Source organism: Brevibacillus panacihumi W25, from assembly GCF_000503775.1.
GTDB lineage: Bacteria > Bacillota > Bacilli > Brevibacillales > Brevibacillaceae > Brevibacillus > Brevibacillus panacihumi_A.
The window spans coordinates 1,834,587-1,860,548 of record NZ_KI629782.1; the positions used below are offsets into that span (position 1 = coordinate 1,834,587).

General features: G+C 51.5%; 27 protein-coding genes and 1 riboswitch. Of the genes, 11 read left to right on the forward strand and 16 right to left on the reverse strand.

All coding sequences use genetic code 11. The annotated features are described in order from the left end of the window. Positions 1–174: 174 nt before the first annotated feature. Entirely contained in the window at positions 175–1,095 is a 921-nt protein-coding gene (locus tag T458_RS38145; protein WP_023556302.1) for a proline dehydrogenase family protein, read from the reverse strand. A gap of 202 nt (positions 1,096–1,297) precedes the next feature. Between T458_RS38145 and T458_RS38150 the strand changes: the two genes are divergently transcribed. Next, positions 1,298–2,983 carry a sigma-54 interaction domain-containing protein gene (locus T458_RS38150; protein ID WP_023556303.1) on the forward strand — a complete coding sequence of 562 codons (1,686 nt, stop codon included), beginning with the start codon at positions 1,298–1,300 and terminating at the stop codon, positions 2,981–2,983. A gap of 3 nt (positions 2,984–2,986) precedes the next feature. Then, positions 2,987–4,129, forward strand: a complete 1,143-nt coding sequence (locus T458_RS38155; protein WP_023556304.1) for a winged helix-turn-helix domain-containing protein — start codon at positions 2,987–2,989, stop codon at positions 4,127–4,129. Positions 4,130–4,213: 84 nt separating this feature from the next. On the opposite strand, the gene T458_RS38160 is transcribed toward T458_RS38155, so the two are convergent. Further along, a complete protein-coding gene (locus T458_RS38160; protein WP_023556305.1) occupies positions 4,214–4,834 on the reverse strand; it encodes a PilZ domain-containing protein in 621 nt (206 codons plus the stop codon). A 117-nt stretch (positions 4,835–4,951) separates the two neighbouring features. Here T458_RS38160 and T458_RS57155 point away from each other — a divergent pair, with 117 nt between their 5' ends. Beyond that, positions 4,952–5,125 carry a YlaF family protein gene (locus T458_RS57155; RefSeq protein WP_023556306.1) on the forward strand — a complete coding sequence of 58 codons (174 nt, stop codon included), beginning with the start codon at positions 4,952–4,954 and terminating at the stop codon, positions 5,123–5,125. Between the two features lie 12 nt (positions 5,126–5,137). Here the strand turns inward: T458_RS57155 and T458_RS38170 are convergent, their stop codons facing one another. The 3 genes from T458_RS38170 to T458_RS38180 all read right to left on the reverse strand — a co-directional run bounded on the left by T458_RS38170 (position 5,138) and on the right by T458_RS38180 (position 8,487). Then, entirely contained in the window at positions 5,138–6,193 is a 1,056-nt protein-coding gene (locus T458_RS38170; protein WP_023556307.1) for a tetraprenyl-beta-curcumene synthase family protein, read from the reverse strand. Positions 6,194–6,264: 71 nt separating this feature from the next. Continuing rightward, positions 6,265–7,182, reverse strand: a complete 918-nt coding sequence (locus tag T458_RS38175) for a response regulator (RefSeq protein ID WP_023556308.1) — start codon at positions 7,180–7,182, stop codon at positions 6,265–6,267. 6 nt (positions 7,183–7,188) lie between these two features. Next, on the reverse strand, positions 7,189–8,487 hold the full coding sequence (locus T458_RS38180) for a sensor histidine kinase (protein ID WP_023556309.1): 1,299 nt from the start codon (positions 8,485–8,487) through the stop codon (positions 7,189–7,191). A 131-nt stretch (positions 8,488–8,618) separates the two neighbouring features. On the opposite strand from T458_RS38180, the gene T458_RS38185 reads away from it, so the two are divergent. Genes T458_RS38185 through T458_RS38195 form a run of 3 tightly spaced genes read left to right on the forward strand, consistent with a single transcriptional unit; the run spans position 8,619 to position 12,063 of the window. Beyond that, positions 8,619–9,575, forward strand: coding sequence for a TAXI family TRAP transporter solute-binding subunit (locus tag T458_RS38185; protein WP_023556310.1), 957 nt, complete (start codon positions 8,619–8,621; stop codon positions 9,573–9,575). Positions 9,576–9,582: 7 nt separating this feature from the next. Continuing rightward, positions 9,583–10,113, forward strand: coding sequence for a DUF1850 domain-containing protein (locus T458_RS38190; RefSeq protein ID WP_023556311.1), 531 nt, complete (start codon positions 9,583–9,585; stop codon positions 10,111–10,113). Beyond that, positions 10,114–12,063, forward strand: coding sequence for a TRAP transporter permease (locus tag T458_RS38195; RefSeq protein WP_023556312.1), 1,950 nt, complete (start codon positions 10,114–10,116; stop codon positions 12,061–12,063). It begins immediately after the preceding gene. 56 nt (positions 12,064–12,119) lie between these two features. Here the strand turns inward: T458_RS38195 and T458_RS38200 are convergent, their stop codons facing one another. Then, positions 12,120–13,028, reverse strand: a complete 909-nt coding sequence (locus T458_RS38200) for a CvfB family protein (protein ID WP_023556313.1) — start codon at positions 13,026–13,028, stop codon at positions 12,120–12,122. Between the two features lie 156 nt (positions 13,029–13,184). Between T458_RS38200 and T458_RS38205 the strand changes: the two genes are divergently transcribed. Further along, positions 13,185–13,961: an undecaprenyl-diphosphate phosphatase gene (locus T458_RS38205; RefSeq protein ID WP_023556314.1), complete on the forward strand. Its 777-nt coding sequence runs from the start codon at positions 13,185–13,187 to the stop codon at positions 13,959–13,961. 112 nt (positions 13,962–14,073) lie between these two features. On the opposite strand, the gene T458_RS38210 is transcribed toward T458_RS38205, so the two are convergent. Together T458_RS38210 and T458_RS38215 are read right to left on the reverse strand one after the other, a co-directional pair. Continuing rightward, complete coding sequence (locus T458_RS38210) at positions 14,074–14,280, reverse strand: hypothetical protein (protein ID WP_023556315.1); 207 nt, start codon at positions 14,278–14,280, stop codon at positions 14,074–14,076. Between the two features lie 77 nt (positions 14,281–14,357). Further along, the gene (locus T458_RS38215) at positions 14,358–14,693 is read right to left on the reverse strand and encodes a toprim domain-containing protein (RefSeq protein WP_023556316.1); all 336 of its coding nucleotides are present in this window, start codon (positions 14,691–14,693) and stop codon (positions 14,358–14,360) included. Between the two features lie 152 nt (positions 14,694–14,845). Between T458_RS38215 and T458_RS57160 the strand changes: the two genes are divergently transcribed. The 3 genes from T458_RS57160 (at position 14,846) to T458_RS38225 (ending at position 17,837) form a co-directional block, all read left to right on the forward strand. Then, positions 14,846–14,998, forward strand: a complete 153-nt coding sequence (locus T458_RS57160) for a hypothetical protein (RefSeq protein ID WP_023556317.1) — start codon at positions 14,846–14,848, stop codon at positions 14,996–14,998. 120 nt (positions 14,999–15,118) lie between these two features. After that, positions 15,119–16,375 (forward strand): MFS transporter, encoded by a 1,257-nt coding sequence (locus T458_RS38220; RefSeq protein ID WP_023556318.1) that lies wholly within the window; start codon positions 15,119–15,121, stop codon positions 16,373–16,375. 118 nt (positions 16,376–16,493) lie between these two features. Then, a complete protein-coding gene (locus T458_RS38225) occupies positions 16,494–17,837 on the forward strand; it encodes an ammonium transporter (protein ID WP_023556319.1) in 1,344 nt (447 codons plus the stop codon). A 13-nt stretch (positions 17,838–17,850) separates the two neighbouring features. On the opposite strand, the gene T458_RS38230 is transcribed toward T458_RS38225, so the two are convergent. From T458_RS38230 to T458_RS38265, 8 genes are all read right to left on the reverse strand, one after another. Beyond that, on the reverse strand, positions 17,851–18,186 hold the full coding sequence (locus tag T458_RS38230; RefSeq protein ID WP_023556320.1) for a hypothetical protein: 336 nt from the start codon (positions 18,184–18,186) through the stop codon (positions 17,851–17,853). Positions 18,187–18,250: 64 nt separating this feature from the next. Continuing rightward, positions 18,251–18,976, reverse strand: a complete 726-nt coding sequence (locus tag T458_RS38235) for an MOSC domain-containing protein (protein WP_023556321.1) — start codon at positions 18,974–18,976, stop codon at positions 18,251–18,253. Positions 18,977–18,993: 17 nt separating this feature from the next. Then, positions 18,994–19,800 carry an NAD kinase gene (locus T458_RS38240; RefSeq protein WP_023556322.1) on the reverse strand — a complete coding sequence of 269 codons (807 nt, stop codon included), beginning with the start codon at positions 19,798–19,800 and terminating at the stop codon, positions 18,994–18,996. 114 nt (positions 19,801–19,914) lie between these two features. Further along, positions 19,915–20,316: a YugN family protein gene (locus T458_RS38245; RefSeq protein WP_023556323.1), complete on the reverse strand. Its 402-nt coding sequence runs from the start codon at positions 20,314–20,316 to the stop codon at positions 19,915–19,917. A gap of 130 nt (positions 20,317–20,446) precedes the next feature. Next, positions 20,447–21,400, reverse strand: coding sequence for a hypothetical protein (locus tag T458_RS56435; protein ID WP_023556324.1), 954 nt, complete (start codon positions 21,398–21,400; stop codon positions 20,447–20,449). Between the two features lie 79 nt (positions 21,401–21,479). Beyond that, positions 21,480–22,616: a glycine oxidase ThiO gene (gene thiO, locus T458_RS38255; protein WP_031305617.1), complete on the reverse strand. Its 1,137-nt coding sequence runs from the start codon at positions 22,614–22,616 to the stop codon at positions 21,480–21,482. Positions 22,617–22,718: 102 nt separating this feature from the next. Further along, positions 22,719–22,834: riboswitch (TPP riboswitch) on the reverse strand. A gap of 64 nt (positions 22,835–22,898) precedes the next feature. After that, the gene (locus tag T458_RS38260) at positions 22,899–23,141 is read right to left on the reverse strand and encodes an excisionase family DNA-binding protein (RefSeq protein WP_023556326.1); all 243 of its coding nucleotides are present in this window, start codon (positions 23,139–23,141) and stop codon (positions 22,899–22,901) included. Beyond that, positions 23,131–24,489: a glucose-6-phosphate isomerase gene (locus T458_RS38265; protein ID WP_023556327.1), complete on the reverse strand. Its 1,359-nt coding sequence runs from the start codon at positions 24,487–24,489 to the stop codon at positions 23,131–23,133. The genes T458_RS38260 and T458_RS38265 overlap by 11 nt, the downstream gene beginning before the upstream one ends. 186 nt (positions 24,490–24,675) lie before the next feature. Here T458_RS38265 and T458_RS38270 point away from each other — a divergent pair, with 186 nt between their 5' ends. Continuing rightward, complete coding sequence (locus T458_RS38270; RefSeq protein WP_023556328.1) at positions 24,676–25,953, forward strand: efflux RND transporter periplasmic adaptor subunit; 1,278 nt, start codon at positions 24,676–24,678, stop codon at positions 25,951–25,953. Positions 25,954–25,962 lie beyond the last annotated feature (9 nt).

Genomic DNA, 25,962 nt, shown 5'->3' on the forward strand with positions numbered 1-25,962 from the left:
GACTTTGCCGCTGGCTTCCTTCAGATTCGACCTCACGGTCGACACCCTTGCCTTAAGCTAACGGTTGGGACAGCCACCCCCCGTTCGGGACTTGCACCCTATAGCTACCGTTCATGCTGGGCGCACCACAAAAGACCCCCGGAAAACAATTCCGAGGGTGTAAGAGATTTATTTTTATTTGGTGAACATTCCTTTCAGGACGAACTTCACGTTGGCAGGACTTTCAGCCAGGCGGCGCATGAAGTAGCCGTACCAGTCATTGCCGTAGGGTACATATACACGCATCTTGTAGCCCTCATTCGCCAGGTCAATCTGAGATTGCGTGCGAATTCCGTAGAGCATCTGGAATTCAAATTGCGTCCGTGGAATCTGGTGCTCGACCGCAAGTTTTTTTACATAGTCGATGATCGCATCATCATGAGTGGCGACAGCCGCATACCCGCCGCCCAGCAAATGCTGCTTGATGATTTTTTTGTAGTTTTCGTCTACATCGGGTTTGTTCGGATAGGCCACCTCGGGGGACTCTTTGTACGCCCCTTTTACCAGACGGAAGTTGACCTTTTTCTCCTTCAATTTCTCGATGTCGTCCGCTGCCTTGTACAAGTATGCCTGAATGACCGTTCCTACATTGTCATATTCAGCCAAAAGCTCCTCCAAAATATCCATCGTGACCTGGTTGTGGGCATAATCCTCCATGTCGATCCGCACGAAGATATTGCCGCATGTTTTGGCAGCATCCAGGATCCGGCGCATGTTGTTCATGCACAGCTCACGGCTGATGTCCAAGCCCAGTGAAGTCATCTTCAGCGAGAGATTGCAGTCCACCCCGGATTGATGAATCGCTTCCAGCGTCTTGATACAGTAATCGGCCGATACATTCGCCTCTTCTACACTGAAAACAAACTCGCCCAGATGGTCCAATGTGCAGACGAGACCCTTGGCGTTCAATTGCCGGACCGCCTGAATGGCTTCGTTGATCGTCTCCCCCGACACAAAGCGGCTTGCACCAAAGCGGAGGCCCCATTTTTTCGCTGCCGCATTCAAGGTTTTATTTTTGGATAAATACAGAAAAAAGTTCTTCATTGCTTGCTCCATTTCGGATGTCTCCCCCTCAACGGTACTCTGTTTCTTTACACAAGCATGAATTATGCCAATTCTTCCGCGGGTGTTGTTCCGCCCTTCCATTTGATTATGCCAAGCACTCTGTATACACATATGTACATACTCTGTCTATTGCTGTACACTTATGAGTAATCCCCATGTATGTATATTCGTAATTTCCATAGGAAGTGATCACTTGAAACCCTTGTTCTCGCTCGATTTGTCTGTCAAATCACTGGTCTCTCCCCTCGATCCTGCTGCGATCAGCTTACGCGCTGAACAAATGGAAGGTGTATGGCATCGCGGACAGGAACAGATCCCCGTTACCCTCCTCAAGGAAACGGTCACGCTGAAGGAGCTTTTGCTGCAGTGGATCGATCCGGAAAATGGGGAGAACCTGCGTCCTTTGGTCACTGTTGATGAGAACAACCGGCCCACAGGGGTGATTTGGCCGCATCAGCTTCTCGCTGCCTTTTTGACGATCGCGCAAAATCAGTCTTCCTTGCTCGAAACCTTGATGGATAGCATGAGCGAAGCCATTACTGTCGTAGATATTGAAAATATCGTGCGGTTCTGGAATCGTTCAGCCGAAACGATTTATGAAATCGATCATGAACAGGTGATTGGAACCTCTCTGGCCGACCACTTTTCGAGCGAGTCGATCCGTCTGCTGGACGCGCTGCATCACGGCACAACAGTCGAACGGGTCTATCACATCCCCCGCCCCGACAGGCATGTATTGATCAACGCTGCTCCGATCCGGCAAAACGGCGCCATCATCGGGGCCATCTCCATCGAGCAGGATATTACCGAAATGGTCCGCTTGAACGAAGAATTGACGCACACGACTGAGCATCTGCACAGCTTGCAGCAGGAGATGAGCCGGGTACAGCGAGGGGATGATCCTTTCTTTTCCATTAAAGGGCATTCGGCTTCGATACAGGCCGCGATCCACTCCGCAAAAAAAGTCGCCCAGACAGACGCTACCGTCCTGATCTACGGAGAGAGCGGCGTCGGCAAAGAGCTGTTTGCCAAAGCGATCCACCAAGCCAGCCGGCGTCGGGAAAAGCCCTTTATCGCCATCAACTGCGGGGCGATACCAGCCGCTTTGTTTGAGAGCGAATTGTTCGGGTACCACAGCGGCGCATTTACCGGCGCAGAGAAAAAAGGCAAGCCGGGAAAGCTGGAACTGGCCCATGAGGGGACGCTGTTTCTCGATGAGATCGGGGAATTGCCGCTGGAATTGCAGGTGAAGCTGCTGCGCGCCCTGCAGGAAAAGCAATTTTATCGTGTCGGGGGAACAGAGCCGATCACAGTCAACACCCGCATCATCGCAGCGACCAACCGGAATCTGGAGAAAATGATGGCAGAGGGGCAATTTAGAGAGGATTTATTTTATCGATTGAATGTATTTTCTTTGGATATTCCGCCCCTGCGAGAGCGTCGCGAGGATCTGCCCGAGCTGGTTCAGCTTTTCTTGCAGGAATACTCGATCGCACAGGAGCAGCCCGTGCCGCGCATCTCCTCAGAGGTGATGCAGGCCCTGATCGACTACCATTGGCCGGGCAATATCCGCCAGGTGCGCAACGTCATCGAACGCCTCTCCATCTTGCAGGAAAATGGGGTTATTCTTCCGGATCATCTGCCGTCGGCCATTCGGCTCGTGTCCCACTCTTCCGGTCCGACACAGGCGCAGCCGGACTTTTCTCTGCCCGCTCCTGCTGCATACCGTTTTACATCTGCCGATCATGAACGCGAGCGAATCCAGGCAGCGCTGGTGCGTACCTACGGCAATAAAAAAGCAGCGGCGGATCTGCTGGGGATCTCTCGCGGCACGTTGTACAACAAGCTGCGAAAATACAAGCTGGACGGGGAGAGCTGATCCATGGAGCACATCGAATGGCTCGAGGATACCTGTCAAGTGCGCTACGCCGGCCAGACGATTGCCTTATTGCCCAAAGAATATGCTCTTCTTCGGCATCTATACACCTGGAAAAACCGCACCTTTACCCGGGAGCAGCTGCTCGACAGCGTATGGGCAATGGAGACACCTACCGATCGGACGGTCGATGATCATATTTACCGCCTGCGCCGCAAGCTGGCCAAATGGTCGCATCTCTTCACCATCGAAACGGTTCGCGGTGTCGGTTATCGTCTGAACGGCAAAATCATGCATGCGCCTCAACCCCAGGCTTTGAACCAAAGCTTCGCGGATCATGTACGGGGCATGCTGGAAACCTATCACGGGATGGGCATGGGGGCAGCCATGCATACGCTTGCCTCCCATCAGGACGTTCTGGGCATTCGACTCGATCCATACTACGAGATCTACCTGCCGTTCATTCGCGGCGATTTTTTCTGGTTTCTTCACGATCAGGCTTTTCCCATGCCCGAAAAATGCTTTTATCTTCTTCATATTTACTACATGATCGAGACGGACACGGCATCCTGTGCATCCCTGTTTGCAAACATCCAGCCTTATCTGAGCCAAATGCGTGCCATCTACCGCGACGAGCTGCAGATCGCTACCATCGGAATCTACACACAGACGGGGGATTGGGAACGGGCCCGAGCAGCACTTCAGGAAGCGCGCAACATAGTGGAACCGCTGCAATCCACCGGCTTTACCCTGTATCTGCACGCCCAGGAAGCCTTGCTCGACCTGATGTCAGATAAGCTGGATGCGGCTGAAGCAATCACGGATCACGCATTGGAGATCCTGCAATCCATCCCGATGCAGCGCGAATTAGGTACCTTTACGCTCCTTCGCGGTTTATGCCAGTATCGCCGCGAACAAAAGGCAGCTGCCCGCATCACTGTCGATCAGGCTCTCGAAGTGACACGGTCGACCCAGTTCATCCCCCATCTGATCCATGTGGTGCGCAAACTGCTGTTATTTTATCGGCATTTCGGCTGCGACCCCGAGTGGAAAGGCAAATACGAAGGCGTATGGCGGGAGCTGTCTGAGGAATATCACTTCGATTCCCTGAAAAAAGAGATCTATGCTCAACTGTCAAACCTGCATTAAGTTTGAGATTAGCAGAGGGTGTATAAAAAGAAAAAACTCCCTGCTGCATCCTTTGGCAAGGGCAGATTGGAGTAATGACTTCTCTTATTCGATGGGAATGCCGCGGCGCTCCTGCAATTGCCGATGCAAAATGTATTTGCGAAGGTTGTGAAAATGACGGGCACTAATCCCTTTGATCGTACATCCATAATGATGATGCGTACCGACAAGACGGGTGTGGATGGCCTGCAGCTCCACCTTGATTACCCCATCCGGACGATTGCGGCCATACAATTCCGCTGAGAAAAAAAACGGTTGGTCGATCGGCAATTCCTTTTCGGTGCGAAATGCCAATCCTCCCAAGCTCAAATTCAGCAGATCTACCATCTGATTGCTCAGCGACAACAAGGAGGAGGGCTCCTGTGTACGGTACTGGAGCCACCCTTTTATCTCCATGTCAAATCGCGGATAACGTCGGCGCTGTTCGCGAAACTCCGTAGCTGTCGGAGAATGGAACAAAAAGAGCTTGTTTTTCTCCCTGGCTACCACGACCGCTTCAAAGGTAGAAATCGTCTCATAATCAGGGGTGAGCAAACACCGGATCTGATCGCCTACCGTTACCTCGGTTTCGTCGGAAAAGAGGGCTTCGATCAAATCTCCCTCTTCATAGGTAACGATTCCTTCTACCATGCGACTTCCTCTTTTGATTTGAATCATACTTTCCATATGAAGGTCTCCACCAATTCACTCAATAATGTACCGGGTTTTCCGGAAACTTACTTGGACGTTTTTCTCGGAAATTAGGTATAATGATAGCATTGACAGATAGGAGGTTGCAGACCGATGAACCGATATCAATTGGTTACACTCGCCTTAGCCATTTGCGTAACCGCCTGTCTCATCGGAGTGGGCATTTCCATTGGAGAACAAAGCACCTTGGGCATCATCGGCTGCCTTGTTGCTGCCTTTGCGCTGATGGGATTCGGCTTTTCGTACAAACGCAAGCACTTGCGTTGATCCCTTTTTGCGTTAACGACGGACAAGAAGGCTGTTCACGTAAAAGAGGACGGCAGGCAGACCTTTTGCCTGTTTGAGCAGTTTTTTGGCGATCGAGTAACTGCGCGGCTGTGTTCGATTTACTTTGCGATCCGCGAGATAAAAGGCCACCAGCCCGTCCGCAATCATACGGTGAAACGCAGGATTTGGCAAGCGTCTGACGCTTGCCTTCGCTTGTTGTATGAAATATTGCAAGCGCTCCGTCGCCTCTTGCTCCGATTCGTAATAAGAGACAAAATTGAGATCCCCCCCGAGACGGTCCTCCTCCAGATCAATCAGGTAATCCAGCAAGATATGCAACCCGCAAAGCCAGGGAAAATACGCCCTGCACACTTCGTCGATCACATCCTGCTCCAGATCTGACTGCGTCGCGAGGCAGAACAAGGCGAATATGCCAATCGTCGAGCCTGTCACGGCAGCGAACTCCTGCCATTGCAAATGACTATGCTGCTCTTTATGCTGATCCCACCAGTCCAGGAGCTTCGCCTCCCGCAAGGCCGGGTCGATATGCTTGTACACTTGCAGATCACTGTACAGCCGGGAAAACAACAACACCTGCGGCTGGATTTTCTCATAGGCTGGCAATTGCGCGGCGTAATGCTGACAGGTTTGCACCAGTCCCGCCAGAAAGCCGCCATCCTCCTGATCCTCGCGATACTGATAGTAATTGCGCAATGGAGCGCCAGGCGTCAAGGCGTCCTGCATCGACACGTGCAGCTGCCGGAAATCAGCAGGGTCCAGTGAGGTACTGCGGTCGCACAGATTATCCAGGTAATCGCTGATGGTTTGATACGCGACGATCAGCGGGACGATGGTTTCGACCTGATCGACCACCTGCGTGGCGTACACGCATCCTCCTTGACAATGGAATTTTTTGGAATACATACTAGCCAAAGCTTGTTTTCTCAATTCCAAGTTGGGAATTGCCTCGGCCTTTTTGTACCAGGCAGCGAACTCCCGCTCCAAAACAGGCTGTACATATCGATAGACGCGGTATAGTAACTGCCACGGATTCCGCAGTTCACTCACGAAAGTTCCCCCCCAACACAACAATAGTGTTATCTTATCACATTTGTTGCCTCGTACCAAAGGAACCCCCGTTAGTTCTCCATGCGCCTTTTCGCTTCGATGTAGAGCACGAAAATGAACTTTTTGGTGTTGATTTTCGCGTTTGACATCCCGTTGTCTTGCTTGCTCTCCAGCTCCATCATCCGCTTGCGGACCTCCACGAAATCAAAGAACGTAGCGGCATAGCTCTCAAACTTCGGATTGCTGTAATCAGTAAGTCCCAGGGATGCCAAGTGGGTCAACGCCTGATAGATGGCCCTGCGCACGCGCTGTTCGGCAGCCTTCACCTCTTTGTTGACCGCAGCCGTATTCGTGGTGTTCAGCTTCTCGGTAGCGACACTCATGAAAATCTCTTTTAATGAAGGAAAACGGTTATGGCCCGAGTTGCTTTTTTCCCAATGATGCAAATAGTCCATCATCGCCAAAAGGTCTTTGCTCCCGTTTTCGCTGATCATGCCCAGCTCCGTAAGCAAAAACTTGGCGGAGGCAATAAAGCTGGAATTTGATTCGGGCTCTTTTTTTGCAGGCTGTGCATGTCCGGACAACACGCTTAACGAACGCTGAATTCCCTCGATCGACTGTTGCAGAAGCAAGCGTTCCTTTACTCTTTGCAGGACGTTGATCACCTCCAGCCGATTGATCGGCTTGGTCACATAATATTCGATCCCGTGGGAATACGCCTCGGCGATCATTTCCTTCGTCTCGATCTGTGAGAGCATCACGATCTTGCCCTGGTACCCTCTCAGATGGCGAACCGTCTCCAGGCCATCCCGATTCGGCATCAGCAGATCAATCAGGAGAATATCGACCCGCTTCCATTCCAGAAAATCGAGATCGATGGTCGAGCCATCCTCCGCTTCGCCGCAGATCTCTCCCAGATCCGCGTCTTCAATGATTTGCGCCAGCATGGAACGAATGGCCGGATCGTCATCAACAATGAAAAAACGCATCTTCCATCACCCTTTTTGAACGAGACTGACGTGGGGCAGGCGGATCGTAAACACAGTGGCGAAATGTTCTGCCTGCTCTGAAATCTCGATTTGTCCATTCAAATTGTTCACGACTTCCTTTACATAGCAAAGACCGATTCCTGTAGAGGGCTTCCCTGACACATCGTATTTGGTCGTATATCCCGGCATGAAGAGCAGCTCTTTTTCCTTGATCGAAATTCCCGGACCATCATCGCCGATGGAAAACTGGATCCATCCAAGCGTCTCGTCCAAGGTAGCCACGAGGGAGACCATGCCTTTGTTTTCTATCGCCTCCACCGCATTGGCGACGAGGTTGTTGACCAACGACAGTGTCGTGTAGATGTGACAAGCCAGATAGGGAATGTCCACATTCACCTCAAAACGGATGTCTTTCCCCAGCATGCGCGCGTATTTTTCCTGTCCTCGCACGATGATCGAGATCAATTCGCCAAGCGGCATGTAATCCCGCTCGTTTTCATCCGAAATCAGCTTGGACAGCCCGGCATAGATCCGCTGGTTATCCTTCTTCACCTCATGCACCTGGCCGGCAATCATCAGCATTTGACGGGCAAACCGATCTTTTTGCAGCTCCCCCGGAAGCTCTTTCATATCGCGATACAGCTCATAGCAATCACGTGTGATGTCTTCTACCTGCTGCAAGGTCTTTTTTAAATGAATCGATTCTTCGTACAGATTGGAGATCAGCATGAGCATCCGTTCATTGCGATGCCGCTGCTCCTCCTTGGTCCAGATCGCCTGGCGCAGTTTAATCATGTTAAAAAAACTCAGAACAAAAAAGCATCGGATCAAGGCGATCACAGCAATCGGTCCGATGACAGATGGCTGGACCACAGACAAGAGCGAAGGTGCCCGAAAAGAAAGTTCCACCAGATTGGCGAGAATTTCCGCCAACGTGCCAAGCAAGCCTACCCATAAGGGACGATGGTGCAGGTCATTGACACGGAAGAGAGAGAACAAGCCTGCAAAAGCCGCATAGAAAAAGAAGGCAGGCATATGCTGGTGAAGGGATGCGCTCCACAAAAAGTCTTCCTGATTGATCCCATCCAGGAAAACCCGAAACAGGACTACTACGGCTCCTGTCAAGCATCCAGCGAGCAAGGAAGGCCGCAGCCACAACATAAAGAAGAAAAAGGCCGTGGTGCCAAAGCTGACTCGAAAATCATCCTGAAACGGATGAAACTTCAGCTCTCCTGCGATTGGCACCGCAATCAGCATGATGAACAAAATGAAGAAGCTCTCTCTATAGCGCATGTACAATTTCATCCGTTCCTTCTACTAGGATCTTATCCATTTTACTATATTTTTTTATAGATTTTTGTAGTTTTTTATAGGCAGAAACATACAATAGTCGGTGAACGCATGTTCAACGAATGATATAGACAGGGGGAATTCACTTGAAAAAACGCAGTATGCTTCTCTCATTAACGTTACTCCTTACTGTTTCCTTGGTCACTGCCTGTGGCGGCAGCGCCAACGATCCTAGCCAACTGATCGTCGCAACTGGCGGTACTGGCGGAACCTACTACCCACTGGGTGGCGGTATGGCTGACCACATCACAAAAAATGCAGGCGTAACCGCAACGGCTCAATCGACCGGAGCTTCTGCTGAGAACGTTCGCCTTCTGCGCGACAAGCAAGCAGATATCGCCTTTATTCAAAACGACATCGCGGAATATGCCGCAAACGGAACCGCCATGTTTGAGCAAGATGGCAAAATCGATGCCTTCCAAGCATTGGGTTCTCTCTATGACGAAACCATTCAGATCGTAGTAGCTGCGAACAGCAACATCAACAGTGTAGCCGATCTGAAAGGCAAACGCGTCTCCGTTGGCGCCCCAGGAAGCGGTACAGAAATGAACGCTCAACAAATCCTGGAAGCGTATGGCCTGAAATTTGAAGACACGCAATTGCAACGTCTCTCTTTTGCTGACTCCGCAAAAGCGATTCAAGACGGTCAACTGGATGCAGCCTTCCAAACAGCGGGAACACCAACTGCTGCGATCACTGAGCTGGCGGCAACTACTGGCGTAAAAATCATTCCGATCGATGCGGACAAAATTGACGCGATCATTGCCAAATATCCTTTCTATGTAAAAACAGTAATCCCAGGCAACACCTACAGCACAGTACCAGATGAAACGACTACTGTTTCTGTAAAATCCATGCTGGTCATCCGTACAGATCTGAGCGAGGACCTCGTGTACAAAGTAACCAAAGCAATCTACGAAAACACAGACAAACTCGGCCACGCAAAAGCAAAAGAGATCAAGGTGGAAAATGCGCTTGCCGGCGTAAGCATTCCTGTACACCCTGGCGCGAAGAAATACTTTGATGAAAAAGGCGTGAAATAAAGGCTTCATGATTGCCCAAAAGCGAGAAGGAAGTCGGAAAAGGCGGACACGGCTCCGCCTTTTCTCCTTAACATTGCTTCTGTCCTGCATCATCCTGTTGAACCTTCCTCTATACCCTTCTCTGGTCATACGTGAATCCGCTTCCAATCATCTGGTTTGGAACAGCAGGATCACTTCGGAACAAACATTCGGTTTACGCTGGACTCATTCCATCCATCGTTCAGCCATCGAAGAGCTTTACCGCATCGAAGACGAACAAATCATACTAACCGAGATGAGTTTTCATGATTATGGAATCGGCATGGAGAACGACTTGGCCCCGGGTGAAGAATTGGTCGTCCGGGACGGTTTGTTTCGCATCCTCCATATGAATCGCATCTTTCCCGCTCTACATCTGTTCACCGGACAGGTACGAGCTAACCATACATTGCTTTTCGCAGGAACCGATATTCCGCTGAGTTCCCTCGTCAAACCCGGAACAGCGATCACGATTCAGGTAGAAAAGCGATCCATCTTACGTGAGATAGGGGGATACTAGATGAGCACATCCAACAACATGAGCCAGAAAGAGATGGAAGATCTCATTGCCAAGTACGACAAGGAATCCGCAGTACGACAATACGTGGGTCCGATGAAGTGGATTACGTTTTGCCTGCTGGTTCTTTTCGCTGTTTATCAGCTATCCTATACACTCTTTCTGACCCTGCCGCCGCAAATTCACCGTCCAATTCACTTGGCGTTTGGCTTGGGTCTCATTTATCTGCTCTATGCAGGAAGAAGCAAGAAAGGCTCTGAGCAAAAAGTCGGGATCATCAATATCATCCTTGCCCTTCTCAGCGTCTTTGTCTCGCTGTACTGGGTTATTGATTACGAAAATCTCGTCTTGCGCACAGGGAACTACACTACCTTGGACATGTTCGTGGGCGGAGCTGCCATCCTGCTGGTGCTGGAGGCTGCACGTCGTGTCGTCGGTTGGCCGATCACGATTATCGCATCGCTCTTTCTTCTATATACGTATTTCGGTCCGTACATGCCCGGCTTTCTGGAGCATCGCGGCAGCACCGTGCCGCGGATTATCGGACACACATACTTCACCCTTGAGGGGATTTTGGGAACGCCCCTCGCCGTATCCTCGACGTTTATTTTTCTGTTTGTCCTGTTTGGCGCGTTTTTGGAGAAGACAGGTGTCGGACAGTACTTTAACGATCTTTCACTCGTTATCGCCGGTCGTCGCATAGGCGGTCCTGCAAAGGTAGCTGTTTTTTCCAGTGCTTTGCAAGGAACGATCAGCGGCAGCTCGGTAGCCAACGTCGTCACATCCGGCTCCTTTACCATCCCGATGATGAAACGTCTGGGATACCGCCCGGAATTCGCTGGAGCGGTAGAAGCCGCCGCTTCTACTGGTGGACAAATCATGCCGCCAATCATGGGGGCTGCCGCCTTCCTCATGGCCGAGTTTGTTGGGGTGCCTTACTTGGAAATCGTCAAAGCAGCGGCTTTGCCTGCTCTGCTCTATTTCACAGGCATCTGGATCATGACTCATTTTGAAGCGAAGCGCCTTGGGCTGCGCGGACTGAAAAAAGAAGAAATGCCAGACAAAAAGGAAGTCCTGAAGAAAAGCTATTTATTGCTCCCGATCCTGGTGATCATCGGAGCCTTGATGCTAAACTTCACTCCTGAGCGAGCTGCCATCATCGGGATTATCTCTTGCGTCATTGTCGGCGCCTTCCGCAAAGAAACTCGCATGTCTGTAACCGATATTCTGGAAGCGTTCGCCTCTGGCTCCAAGATTGCACTGGGTGTTGTAGCCGCTACTGCTTGTGCTGGGATTATCGTCGGAACTGTTACCCTGACGGGAATCGGCTTGAAGCTTGCCAATGGTTTGATCGATTTGGCAGGCGGCCAGTTGTTCCTCACACTGTTCTTTACCATGATCGCCTCCCTTATTCTGGGGATGGGAACACCGACGACAGCCAACTACATCATCACTTCCACCATTGCTGCACCTGCACTCGTACAGCTTGGTGTGCCAGTAGTCGCTGCTCATATGTTTACGTTCTACTTCGGTATCGTGGCTGACATCACGCCACCGGTCGCACTTGCCGCCTTCGCCGCGTCAGGTATAGCCAAATCAAAACCGATGCGAACGGGTGTGGAGTCTACCCGGTTAGCTATCGCCGCCTTTATGGCTCCCTACATCTTCGTCGTCTCGCCAGCCTTGCTGCTGATTGATACGACCCTCTTCGGATCGATCTGGGTGATGTTCACCTCGGTCATGGGGATGATCGGTGTAGGTGCAGGCTTGATCGGTTACTGGATGGCAAAGCTCAATCCATTGGAGCGCATCCTTTCTGTTGCCGGAGGTCTGCTCGCAGTCATTCCAGGCACGATGACAGATGCGATTGGACTTGCCCTTCTGGCCTTGGTTTTCGCTTTCTCTTACTACAAGAATCGTAAAGAGAATCAACTCGGCCAATTGCCTTCTTAATAGCCAAAAAGAAAACTCCCATGCGTCAGTTCATCTGACTGCTTGGGAGTTTCTTGTTATTCCACCTGATTGTCAATCAATTTCGTCCAGCCATCCACCTGCTCAACTCGTCTTTCCTTCATCAGCTTGCCCAGTGCGCGCTTGAAGCTCGATTTGCTCATGTCGAATTTCTCGCGGACCACATCGGCAGGCGTATCGTCCGTATACGGCATCGCCCCGTCCCGATTGATCAGATAACGCAGCAGCTTTTCCGCGTCCTCCCCGTACTGGACCTCCTTGCGCTCTCGCATAGAACCATTGAGCCTGCCGTCTTCCCGCACAAAACTAACCCGGCAGCGAACCGATTGCCCAAGACGCAGCCGTTCTGTCATCTCATCCCGATGGATAAACAGGATGTGATCCTCATCCGTCAACAGAAAGGCACCGGCTTGAATCACCTTGTAGACCGTACCCACCACCTGCTTGTTCTTCATCGTATGGTCGGCAGGCACTGCAATCTGTCCGACTTCCGCCTCCGTCACCGGCTTTGCCAACATCCGTCCCTTCGGATCTCGCTTGATCGCCACCAGCAAGCGGTCTCCCGGTCGGGGCCATTCATCCCGCAGCTTTGGGAGGTCGTCTATAAAAACAAGCAAGTGCTTGTTGATCCCATTGTCCAGAAAAATCCCCATACGCGAGGAGAGATCCACTACTTCCAACCACCCGTATTCATCAAGGCCCACGTATGGCATGGCCATCGTTGCTGCCAATCGATCTTCGTGGTCATGGTACAAAAACACTTCGACTTCTTCCCCGCTTTCGAGGGGGCCATCTGCTTCGTTGCGGTGGAGAAAGACCTCCTCTCTGCCGTCGGTCAGAAAGTATCCGATCTCCTTCTTGCGGGCTACCCGCATCCTCAGAATCATGCCTGCCTGCAAATTTCGATTGGGAGCCTTGGTTCGTACCTGTCTTCTGTCTCTATCCATCGTTTCGCTTCCTCACTCTCGTCTCTATTCCATTAAAATACCACAACTTTTTCCTGCGACCAAGGCGGCTGTCCCGTAAAGTAGGCAAGTCTTGCACAATGGGACATACATATGACAATATCGGACCCTTTTTAACGATAGGAGTGACGTCGCATTATGTTGCTTTTACTGGAATACATCTTCCTTGGCATCGTACAGGGCTTAACCGAATTTTTGCCCATCTCCAGCACCGGCCATCTCGTTTTATTCCGCAAGCTTTTTGGCCTGGACGAGATCGGATTGTTGTTTGATACGATGCTTCACTTCGGGACGTTGATCGCTGTCATTGTCGTATTCTGGCCCGAGATTAGACAGCTAATCGCCAATCCTACCAGCAAATTAGCCCGTCTGCTTGTCGTAGGAACCATCCCTACAGCCGTGATCGGACTCGCCTTCGAGGATTACTTCGAGGAAATCTCCCGTACTGGCGTCACGATCGGCTGGGAATTTCTTGCGACTGGGGTCATTCTATGGACAGTGGAATCCATGCGCAAGGGACATCGCCGTTTTGAACAAATCAACTACACCGATGCCTTGATCATCGGCACCCTGCAAGGAGCGGCCATCCTTCCCGCTATCTCACGCTCCGGACTTACCATTGCCGGTTCCCTATTGCGTGGAATCGACCGGGCAGATGCGGCTCGTTTTTCCTTTTTGCTCTCCTTGCCAGCCATCCTGGGCGCGTGTACCCTGCAAACCGTCAAACTGACGCAAAATCCACTCGACACCGCTTCACTGATCCCCATGATTGTAGGCACTTTTTTTGCTGCAGTCGCGGGTTACTTCGCGATTCGCTGGATGCTGAGAATTATCAGCACCGGCTCTATGAAGGGGTTTGCGGTCTACGTCTGGATTCTTGGCGGGATCATTCTTGGATTGCAATACCTGGGATAATAACGTTGATCCAGCTGTAGTGGTGGGGAGGAAAAAGGAGAAAACGCTCCAGGCGGGTTGGGATCTTTGCTTAGAGGCTCTAAACATATAAGAAAGTCGGCATACAGCCGACTTACCTGCTTTCTTCCTTGTCTGGGTATCGGCTCGCAATGAGTTTTCCGACCAGTAGGATAATGCCGTAAAATGCGGTGGCCAATAAAGATGTCGCAAGCCAAGTGGCCGTGCCTAGCACCAAATAAAGCAAGGCATGCGCCACAAAGATCCCGAGCAGCCACCACCAGATGTTCATGCGGTTGAAAAAGGACACAAAACCACGCATTCGACTGCACCTCCAGCTATCTCTACTTCTTGTTATAGCCGAAGGGAGGTCATTTTATCCCCCGCTCCATGTACCATTCAAGGGTATTCGACAGCAAAGCCCGCCCGCTCCAAAATCTCAGCCAGAACATCCAATGGTGTCCGGGCTACTTCTCCGTATACCTTTTGCGTATGGAGATGCATCGCGTCAGGAAGATCTGCTGCCAGCTGCTTTCGCAATTTTATTCCGCTTTCATCTTCATCCGTAAGCAGGTAGACCTCATCTGCTTCTTCCGTCAAAAGGGCGAGCTGTTCCGCCTTTTCCGTACTGTAAGAGCCATAGGTGCAATAAATCGTAACGGGTTCTGCGAGGACTTTGAGCAATCGCTCCCGGTCCGTTTTTCCCTCCACGATTAAGACGCAGTCTGCTGCCATCTGTATTTCCCCTTTTCGCCATAAACTCTCTCTTTCAGTATACCTGTTGTCCCCTCCTCAAGCACGCGATGCGGGAAACATGTGGATGTGTAGGCAAGCTCCCGAATTGGCATGGTAATAAGGAAGCCGATAAGTAAAGGAGATCTCCGACCATGGCCAAATGGAAAAGCGCAAAGAATCTAAATCAAAAAGGATTGGCTGTAACCGGTCTGACCAGCAGTACGGTAGCCGATGACACCCATACCGCAGACAATCAAGGAAACGCGAAGCAGCATCAGAATCAGCAACAGCCTCGCCAATCATGATTTGTGTGTGAAAAGAAGCCTGCACAGCAGTGCTTCTTTTCTTTACTTCGGGCACCGTTCCTGATACGCTAGTAAAAAATATTTTTCTGAATATTGCCAAGAGACGGAGAGAAAATCGGCATGGAGCTATCTCTATGGAGAAATCGTTCATTTGTAAAGCTATGGTTCGCGCAGATGACCGCCAATATCGGCGATCAATTTTACAGCTTCGCTTTGCTTTGGTACCTGTTGCAAGCAACGAAATCCGGAACAGCGTTAAGTCTGCTCGTCATCCCGGAAATGGTGGCAGGTCTGCTCTTTTTTCTCGTTGGAGGGGTTCTTGCCGATCGCTACAATCCTCGATTGCTCATGGTCGGATCAGATTTGGCCCGTATTCTCGTCGCAATCGCCGTAGGCATTATGGCGGCTCTGGGGATTGAGCAGTTTTCTTTTTTTCTGATAGCGCAGTTCCTGCTTGGACTATTCTCCAGCTTGTTCCAACCTGCACGTACTGTCGCTCTCAAAGCCATTGTCCCTCTGGAACAGCTCAGTCGTGCCAACGCGATCCTGGACACGACATTTCGGACCATTCGTATTCTTGCTCCCATGAGCATCGGCTTGCTCTCTTCTCTTTTGCCCTTGTCTGCGCTTTTTTTCGTCAATGCCGTCAGCTACCTGCTCTCCGTCTTCTTCGTCTATTCCATTAGCGCAGCTCTACAACCCATCCAGGAAAACGGCGCTCCTGTCAAAATGACCCCTTCCCAGTACATCAAGGATATAGGTATGGGCATGACGGAGCTAAAGCGTAATCATTTGCTCTTTTTGATTCTTGTGTTCAGCAATGTGGGTTTTCTCGTTTGGATCGTGTGTTGGAATGTTGGCTTTCCTTTTTTGGCGGAAGGCATGGCACAAGGCGATGGCAGTCAGCTAGCTGTGCTGATCGGCAGCTACGGCATCGGCAACCTGTTCGGCAGTCTCTACATGGCAAGGGCTGTTTATCATCGTCACCTCTTGGTCATTTTGATCGGATGGGCGGTTCAGGCGGGCGGTTTTCTGTTGTTGGCACTTGGAACGGAGTACCACTGGCTGGCCTATCTGGCTGCTGCGGTCGCTGGAATAGGAGGACCATTAATCGGAATTCCTACGGTTACTGCGATCCAGACGAAAGCCTCCGGCAGCAACACAGGCAAAATATTTTCCATCAACATGCTCATGTTTACGTTCTTCAGCATGCTGTCCAGCATGTTAGGAGCGATCTGGCTGGGTAAATGGCCCGTCGAACAGCTATTTCTCGTTAGTGGACTTTTCCTTGTAAGTTTAGCTGCCATCGGATTTGCCTGGGAACGAAGCATTGAACAACACTCCTACCAACAGCAAGCAGACCAATCCTCTTCTTGAAGGAGAAAGATTGGTTTTTTTTCGGAAAAAGGAATTGCAATCCGCTTATTCATGTCATATAATCTGACGTATAGAAAATAAGTGTTAGATATTCTGACATGAAAAAGGAGTGGATTGAATGGAACCGACTTTAGAAGATGTATCTTCCGCCATCGATTCTACATGGGTCATGGTATCTGCCATCCTGGTGATCATGATGCAGATTGGATTCGCTCTGCTGGAGGCAGGCTCAACCCGGATGAAAAATGCCGGCCACATCGCCGGCAAGACCGTCCTTACTTTCGGTATCTGCTCCATCGCCTTCTGGTCTCTCGGATTCGGGCTTACCTTTGGCGATGGCAACTCCCTCATCGGTCTTACCGGATTTTTCTTCGACGGTTCTGCGGAACAAGCAGCCGCATCTTTCTCCAACTTCTCCGGAGCTTCTGTCCCGATCACGATCCTCTTTTTGTTCCAGCTGGCATTCGCCGCTGTTTCGCTAGCAATCGCCTGGGGCGGGTTTGCCGAACGGGCGAAGCTTTCGGTCTACTTCATTTTCAGTATATTGTTCACTGTGTTGATCTATCCCGTGGTTGGTCACTGGGTATGGGGCGGCGGGTGGCTGGCAGAACTGGGGATGCAGGACTTCGCAGGTTCTACTGTCGTTCATTTACAAGGCGCTATCGTAGCCTTGGTAGCCACACTCCTTTTGAAACCCCGGATCGGCAAGTACAATCGCGACGGCAGCTCCAATCTGATTCCGGGTCACAATCAGGTATACTCCGTGCTTGGCGTGCTTTTCCTGTGGATCGGTTGGTTCGGGTTCAATGGCGGTTCTACACTGGGTGCCTCAGACGGTTTCTTTGGCTATGTCGCCGTCACCACCAATCTCGCTACAGCTGCCGGAGCCATCGCTGCTCTCGCCATCTCCTGGATCGTCATGGGCAAGGCGGATATTCCCAGCATGCTGAACGGCGTCCTCTCAGCCCTGGTCGCTATCACAGCCTCCTGCGCCTTCGTCGATCCCTGGGCAGCAGTCGTAATCGGAGCTGTGTCAGGTATTCTGACCTTCTATACTTCTGTTTGGTTTGATCGCATGGGTATCGATGATCCGATCTTCGCCTTCTCCGTTCACGGGGTGGCAGGCATATGGGGAACCTTGTCCACGGGGCTGTTTGCCACACCTGCCCTCGCAGAAAAAGTGGGAGTCGGCGGTGCAGGCTTGTTCTACGGCGGGGGTTTTCATCAATTGGGGATTCAGGCACTCGGACTGGCAGGCTCGATCGCCTATGTCTTCGCCGTGTCATACATTGTGCTGGCTGCATTGAAAGCCATCATGGGACTTCGTGTATCTCGCGAAGAAGAGCTCGTAGGCCTCGACGTCAGCGAACACGGAATCTATGGCTATCCCGAGCTTCTGCAGCCCGGACGTGTACAACAACCGGCTGCAAGCCCAAAAAGCATCGCGCAAGTCTCAAACTAACGATTTCCAAGCGCTATGATCGTCCCATCAAGGGAAAATCAGCGGGAATTGCTTCTTTCGAAAAATAACGAACTGTTATTCCCTTCCTTTGTGCATACTCGATCTCTCTTCTCGTGCTGCTGCCGATATAACCATCGACATCGATCACAAATATTTCATCGGAGAGATCGATTTTCTTCAGATGCAAGTCACCCAATAATTCGGCTTGCTCTTCTGTCAAATCAAAGCCTTCGCTTTGTTCAAAAAACGCTAAACTAATCACGATGTTTCCTTGAAGGGTTAGGTGTGCATTGACTTGTTCGAATTGCTTCTTGAACTTTGTCGATCCGCATAGCGTGATGATCTTCATGCCATCCTCCTATATTTTTATATAAAAGCTGACCCACATCATCATCGGGTCAGCCCTTTTTTTACTATGTTCCCAACACATACACGGATTCTCCCACGGCAACGCGACCTGGGCGAATGACGGAGGCATATACGCCAAAGTGATTGTCATGCCGCTTGGCGCAGGTCTTTAAAATCGCAGCATTCATCATGAGGCTATCCGGGTCAATGTTGACGTACATGCAGCGGTCGCAGTGCTTGTTCACCTGGAGCAGGACATCGTTGACCTGGATCTGCTTGCCGATCCATTTATCCTCGGCAAACGGTTCATCATCATCCAGCACAATAACCAGATTGCCGCGAAAACGCCTTGGGTCCAGCTCATCGACCTCTGCCAGGCGCGCGATTTCCCGCAGGGAGGCATCCGTCACCAGCAGGATGTGATCCTCCCAGTTTTTCCCTCCTTCCTGAGGAACGCTTCGCTTAGGCGCAATCGACCGCTTCGCCGTCTGTGCCACATGCTCAAACAAGGCATCCTCCCAGACGAACGAGTTTCCGTCCCGAGCTGTCACATAGACTTGCGGGTATTGATCATCTTCCTTGGCCTTCTCCTCCAGGACCGCCTCATACCCCAGAAGTGCCGGTACCACGTCTGCACTCAAATACTTGCCGTTGCGAGACTCATCGAGAAAATAGTAGCTGCGATCCCCGTACAATCCGAAGCTGTCTACCTGGCATTCTGTCAGCTGCTCTCCACGCATCGCCTTCACCGGATGGCGAAAAATGCTTTGCAGACTCCCTACTCTCTTCATCTTTCCTCTCTCCCCCTCTAACGGCTGCCCGTAATAAACGAATTGCGGACCCGGCTCCAGAACGTCAACTTCTTGTAGCGGGCAAATTTGACCTTCTCCTGCCCCACTCTGCAAATGATGGATCGCACATTTTTCCATACACCCTGCTCGCGGTCGAGACCGATCATGATCTCCGGATTCATCACGATCAATTCAACTGTGTGATGCTTGGGCAGCACCAGCGAGCTGTTGATCGTGCGGTACGCCTGGTTGTTGATGGATGCGATCTCGGATAGCTGTATCGCTTCGATGGAAGGGTGAACGATGGCCCCATCTACTGCCTTGTTGTAAGCTGTGCTTCCTGACGGCGAGGAGACGATCAGCCCGTCGCCGCGAAAGGTCTCCAGCTCATCCCCGTTGATGTTGACGCAGGCCACGAGGGTGGACAAGGAAGCATTGCGTACAACCAGCTCATTCAAAGCCCATTTATGATACACCTGTCCGTCACCAGTCGTAATTTGACATTGGACGGTCGGGTATTCGGCGATGAACGGCTCTTTTTGTTCCAGCAGCATGGTGACGAAGTCGTCCAGCTCATCCGGCCGCCAATCCGCATAAAAGCCGAGATGACCCGTATGTATGCCTACGTAGGTCGGCTGCATGCCGTATTGATGGACCGCCTCCAGCAAAGTTCCATCTCCGCCGATGGAAAGTACCATATCCGGATGTTCATCCGGCCCCGTAACGAAGGTGTACATGCTTCCTGCTTCCTTCAGTTTATCCTTTAATCGCAGTTCAACTTCCCGCGTATAGTCGTCATTTCGCAGTACAGTTGCAATTTTCATGCTGATCGGCCCTCTCTTTTATCCGCAATCGCTCTATCGTTTTTCTCAATATACCACAGGAAAAAGAAGGATGCATGGCAGCGAACAAAAAAGCGAGCCAAGACAGGCCCGCCACTACTCCAGAATTGCTTCTACATGCTTGACAACCTGCTCTGCTTGCTTCATCCACCTGTCCTCGACTTCTGCATCCTTGTCGACAGGCTCCTGAAATTGGTTGACCATCGCAGAAGCCACCGACGCATTCACAAGATCCTGCTCCACCCCTGTCTGGTACACATGTTTAATCACAAAGGGAGTACCCATTTCCAGCCACGCATCCGGACTGTCCAGTTCGCCTTGCAGGACTTTGACCGGCAGACGAAGATAGACCATTCCCTGCTCGTCCAGCATGCAGTCGAAGTAGCCATGCTCATAATCCCAGTTCGCCAGTGTAAAGTCTGGTTGGAGCGCTCCTTGAATATAGCCATACGTTCCTCTTGTGCCTGGCAAGCTGCTGTTGTGAATTTCTCTCATCATGGATCCCTGCCTTTCCCTGTTTCCTCCTGGTAGTGTGTGCCGTCAAGCCTTGTTGTACTCCTTCCTTGGCTCCATAGGAAAAAGCCCTGCCAAAACAAGTTCTGGTCAAGGCTTCCCGAAAGGTCTGTTTTTAAATCAGAACGATGGATAGGAGCGTAAACAAGGCAAGCGGAATAATCTTGCGTCCGCGACGACGACGCCGTTTGCGCCGAACCTCAGGAGCGATCAAGACAGGGCCGGCATGCGGAGGAAACGGTGGCGGCGGTGGTGGCGGCGGTGGCGGCGGGCAAACGTAGTAGCAGTTCGGCGGCGGTGGAAATGGTCCCGGGAACGGTGCGGGGAAGGTTTGATAAGGACTTACGGCTTGAAAAGGCTTCGATTCCGTGCTTGGACTGACTGCTTGTGGTACGTTTTTGCCGGCGAAGGGACTTACACTTTCCTTCCCAGAAAAAGGGCTTACTTTTGAAGAAGGCGCGTTTTTCCCTCCAAAAGGGCTGACCGAGCTTTGCGGCGCATTTTTTCCGCTGAAGGGACTCAGCATCGTATTCGGCGGTGCAGGCCGATTGCTGCTGCCTTGCGGATATCCTCCTGTATAGGGATAGGTTGGCGTATAACCGTATGGATTTTCATCGCCATACGGAGAAATTCCGGAATATGGCGGAAATCCAGGATAGGGATTGTAGCCAGGATAGTTGGGGTAACCGCCATATCCTCCATATCCACCAAAACCGCCTGGATCTCCATACCCCCCAAATCCTCCGTATCCTCCATAGGGATATCCGCCGCCGTATGGCTGAAACGGACTTCCCCACTCTCCAAAAGAAGTACGACTGGCTACGTGCCGCGTCGGCAGTTGCTCCTCGTAGTCGTAGTCGTCCTCTTCCTCCTCTTCCTCGACCTCAATGTATACGTTGTGCTCGTCATAATCGACGATCACCCCTTCAAATACCTGTCCATCAATGGCCTCGATGCGCACTTTTTTCTCAGCATGCTCCTGGCAGATTTCATGCACCGACTGCCGCATATCCTTGATCATGCTGACCAACTGGACATCTGCCTGGAACAGGCTTTTATCAGACTGCATGGAAACTCCTCCCCTTCTGGTGTTTCTTTATTACCATATACAGGTGCCCAAGGGGAGGTGTGCTCTTTTCCCAGTGATCCTAGCCCATTTTGCTGGGTACCGGCACAGCAGTGTCCGTCAGAAATCTGCCGGGCGAAAAAGGCATCAGCCGTTCTTGATTCCCGGTCTCCAGCCAATCTGCCATTCTTTTCGCCGTAACCACAGACAGCAGAATCCCATTGCGAAAATGGCCGCCGGCAAGCGAAATGCAGCGTAAGCCAGGTATTTCTCCCATAATCGGCTTGCCATCAGCCGTCGCTGGCCGAAGCCCGCCCCACGCCTCCAAAAATGCAGCCGCATGCAGTGCAGGCACATAAGGCAAGGCCCCCTGCAGGACATGGGCAAGACCCGAAAGCGTCACTTCACGTTGAAAGCCGCTTTCGTCCTCCGTGGCCCCGATCACGATTCTTCCGTCCTTTTTGGGCGTCAAGTAGCCGGAAGAACCGAAAATGACCGTACGCAACGGAATCCCGATCGAGGATACGGCAGCAATCTGGCCGCGAACGGGACGCACGGGAATGGACACATCGAGCATCTGCATCATGATCCCTGCCCAAGCCCCCGAGCATATGACGGTGTGATCCGCATAGATCCGCCCAGAGGATGTCTCCACGCCCTCCACACAGCCTGCATGGTGCAGCAGTTTGCTGACGACACAGCCGCTTCGCAGATCGACTCCCAGCTTGCGGCAGGCTGTCACCAAGGCCCGCAGCAGGAAGCGATTGTTGATATGCCCTTCCCCCGGGGAATAAATCGCCGCGACGGCTTGATCCGTAAGAAGCGGCTCCACTTCTTGCAGTTCTTTTCCCTGCAGCCAGTGCACGTCATGTCCCGCTTTCTTTTGCCAGAGGTATTTGTTGTAAAACGCTTCTTCCTCCTCCTCATCCAGCGCGACCGTAAGCAGACCCTCCAGGCTTAGCTGGACATCTCCGCCCGCTATTGCCTGCAGCTCCTCCACCCAACGCGGATAGCTCTGCAAGGACTCCATCCCCAAATCAAGCAACGGCCCTACAGACTGGAATTCCTTCAGAGGAGCCAGCATGCCCGCAGCAGCAGACGATGCTTGTCCTCCCCAATCCCCCTGCTCGACAATCGTGACGGTCTTGCCTCTTGCAGCCAATTCATACGCCAGACTCAGTCCGATGATTCCCCCGCCTACAATCAATACCTTTCCCATGACGAAACTCTCCTTTGCCTGCACCTTGTTCATAGCAAAAAGCCCACCTTCTCCCCGACAGGAAAAAGGTGGGCTCCCACGCATATACAATCGCTTTTATACGCTGTTCGCTCGCAACCATATCCCTGCGCCGGCATGATCCGGATCAGGTGCAATGGGTCGACGGTCATGGCTACCGTCCTCTCAGCCCCGCCTGCGGGACTCCCCAAGTTGCTGTGTTCTTATGCCATTTTCATCAGTATAGACCTCTGGCCGACTGGCTGACAAGTGCCATCTGCAGCGTCAATCCTCATCCTTGTAGTCGTAGCTCTCCGGAATCGGCTCATAGCGCTGGATTTCTTCCCATTCCCGCAGCTTGCGAATTTCCTCCAGATGATGCTGGAATTGATCCTTGTTGATCAGGTATTCTCTGCCGTCGTGTACAGCACGGATTTTTCCTTCGCGGATTTTTTCCATAATGTAGGATTCCGGCAATTCCAGATAGACGGCTGTCTCGCCAATCGTCAGGTACGTCTTATTTTCCACGCAATCTCACTTCCAGTTCTGCTTTTTGAAGCTCGTATCCAGGTTTGCCCAAGAGCGCCAGCATATTCGCTTTGTAAGCCTCCACACCCGGCTGGTCAAACGGGTTGATGCCCAAAAGATAGCCGCTGATGCCGCACGCCTTTTGGAAAAAGTAGAACAGGCCCCCGAGATAGTAGGCTGTTGCTTCCGGGATCTCCACCACGAGATTGGGCACGCCGCCATCCACATGAGCCAGCATCGTTCCCGCGAAAGCCTTCTGATTTACGTCATTCATCGTCTTTCCTGACAAAAAATGAAGGCCGTCAACCTCTTCCCCTTCCGGCTGGATCCGGACGTCTATCGCTGGACGCTTCACCGAGATAACCGTCTCGAACAACAGGCGCACTCCGTCCTGTATGTATTGTCCCAGCGAATGCAAATCAGCGGAAAATTCGGCCGAGGCAGGGAACAGTCCTTTTCCATCCTTGCCCTCTGATTCGCCAAATAGCTGCTTCCACCATTCGGCAAACGAACGAAAGCGCGGTTCATAATTGACCACTACTTCCACTTGCTTTCCTTTGCCATAGAGGATGTTGCGAATCCCGGCGTATTGATAGCAGGGGTTCTCCTCAATATCTGGCACCAGATAATTCATTCGGGCGTCAGCGGCTCCTTGCAGCAAGGCATCGATATCTACCCCGCTTACGGCAATGGGCAGCAATCCCACAGGCGTCAGCACAGAGAAGCGTCCGCCTATGTCCTCGGGAATTACAAAGGTCTCGTATCCTTCACACTCAGCCAGCTTGCGCAAAGCACCTCTCGCTTTGTCTGTCGTGACATAGATGCGTTTGCGCGCCTCTTCGCGGCCAAGCCTTTTTTCCAGCCAATCCCGAAAAAGTCGGAAGGCAATGGCTGGCTCCAAGGTCGTACCCGATTTCGAGATTACATTGATGGACACACGCTTTCCTTCCAGAACCTCCATCAGATGAGCCAGGTATACAGGGCTGATATTATTGCCCACGAAATGAATTTCCGGGGTGCTTCGCTTGGAGGCAGGCAACAAATTGTAAAAGCTGTGGTTCAAAAAATCAAGTGCTGCCTTGGCTCCAAGGCAAGAGCCGCCGATCCCTATGATCAGCAGCACGTCAGAGTCCGCTTGAATCCGAGCCGCTATCCGTTTGATTCGGGTGTATTCCGCACGATCGTATTGTACGGGCCAATCGATCCAACCCAAATAGTTACTCCCTGGTCCCGTTCTTTTATGAAGCATTTCATGTGCCTGAAAAATGGGTTTCGCAAGCTTCTCCCATTCATCTGATTGGACAAAGGCGCGAGCGTGGGAGTAATCAAATCGAATTGCCTGGCTCATGGCTCCCCCTCCAACGAACGTCTTCTATTTCCTATCTTATCACGCAAAATCACTGTAAAGTACCATCCGCCAAAACAAGACAAAAAGCAATCAATCCCAAAAAGTGTAACGAATTGACAGGTATTTCGTAGAAACCTTTAGCTTTTGACAGCTGTTACTTTTTACTATGAAGCAAGGAGAATGAATATGAAAAAACGCTGGTGGATTATCGGGTCCGTGGTCGTCCTCTTAGGAGTCGGGACAATCGGAGTAAGCATGATGGGATCACAACAAGCCATGGGCATGCCCGTTCAGATTGCAACTCCTAGCAAATCCGCTTTGGAAAGCAAAATCCTCACCTCCGGAACCGTCATCGTGGAGGACAAGCAGAAGCAGTATGCCACTGTTACCGGAATCTTGCGCGAGTTTGCCGTCAAAGAAGGCGACAAGGTAAAAAAAGGGCAGATTATCGCCAAAATCGATACCTCTGACGTCGATAGCAGAATTCTCGACCTGGAAGCGCAAATGAGTTTGTCCCAAGCCAATTTGGCCAAAGCACAGGCGGGGATGGAACCGGAAGAATTAGCGCAGGAGCAGGAACGCCTTGCGCAAGCACAGCGCGATTACGACACGGCTAAAAAGGAGTACGACCGGATTCATCAATTGTTTGTCTCGGGTGCCTCCACGCAGCAGGAAGCGGATAAAGCGAAGTCGCAGCTGGATTCCACTCTCTCCTCTCTAGAGGTAGCCAAACAGCAGCTTGCGCTCAAGCAAAAAGGGCCTCGCAAGGAAGAAATCGCTTCTCATCAAGCGCAAATCAACAAGCTTCAGGTAGAAAGACAACAACTGGAGAAGGAACGGGTGCAGAGCATCGTCATCGCTCCTGCTGACGGAACGGTCATCGCAGTAGCCGCCGAGAACGGACAGTATGTCAACAAAGGCACCGAGCTACTTACGCTCGCCAACCTCGACAATCTGCTGATCCAGGCAGACATCAACGAATCGGATGTCAACAAGCTGAAGCTCGGCCAAAGCGCAACGATTGAAGGTGTCACCTTGGGAAAAGAAAAGCTGGACGCCGAGGTAACTCGTATTTCCCCCATTGCTACGACGACCCAAAGCAGTTCCGGTCAGGGTGAAAAAACCCGCGTCAAAGTGATGCTCAAACCTAGAGGCGAGCTTTCCGCTCTAAAACCCGGCTTCCATGTAGACATCAATATTTCTGTCGAAAAAATCGACACCGCCCTGCAAGTTCCGATTGAAGCCATTCAACAGGACGAGAACGGAAGCACATATGTCTGGATCGCATCTGATGGAGTCGCGAAAAAGCAACCAGTGGATACAGGAGTTGAAAATGAACTCTTCTCCCACATCAAGACCGGACTCGAAGGCGAGGAGCAAATCATATTGAGTCCCATCGATGGCCTGAGTGAGGGTACACCGATCCTGCCGATGAATGGCAGCGCTGCGCCGGTCGGCATCTAATTACGCAGC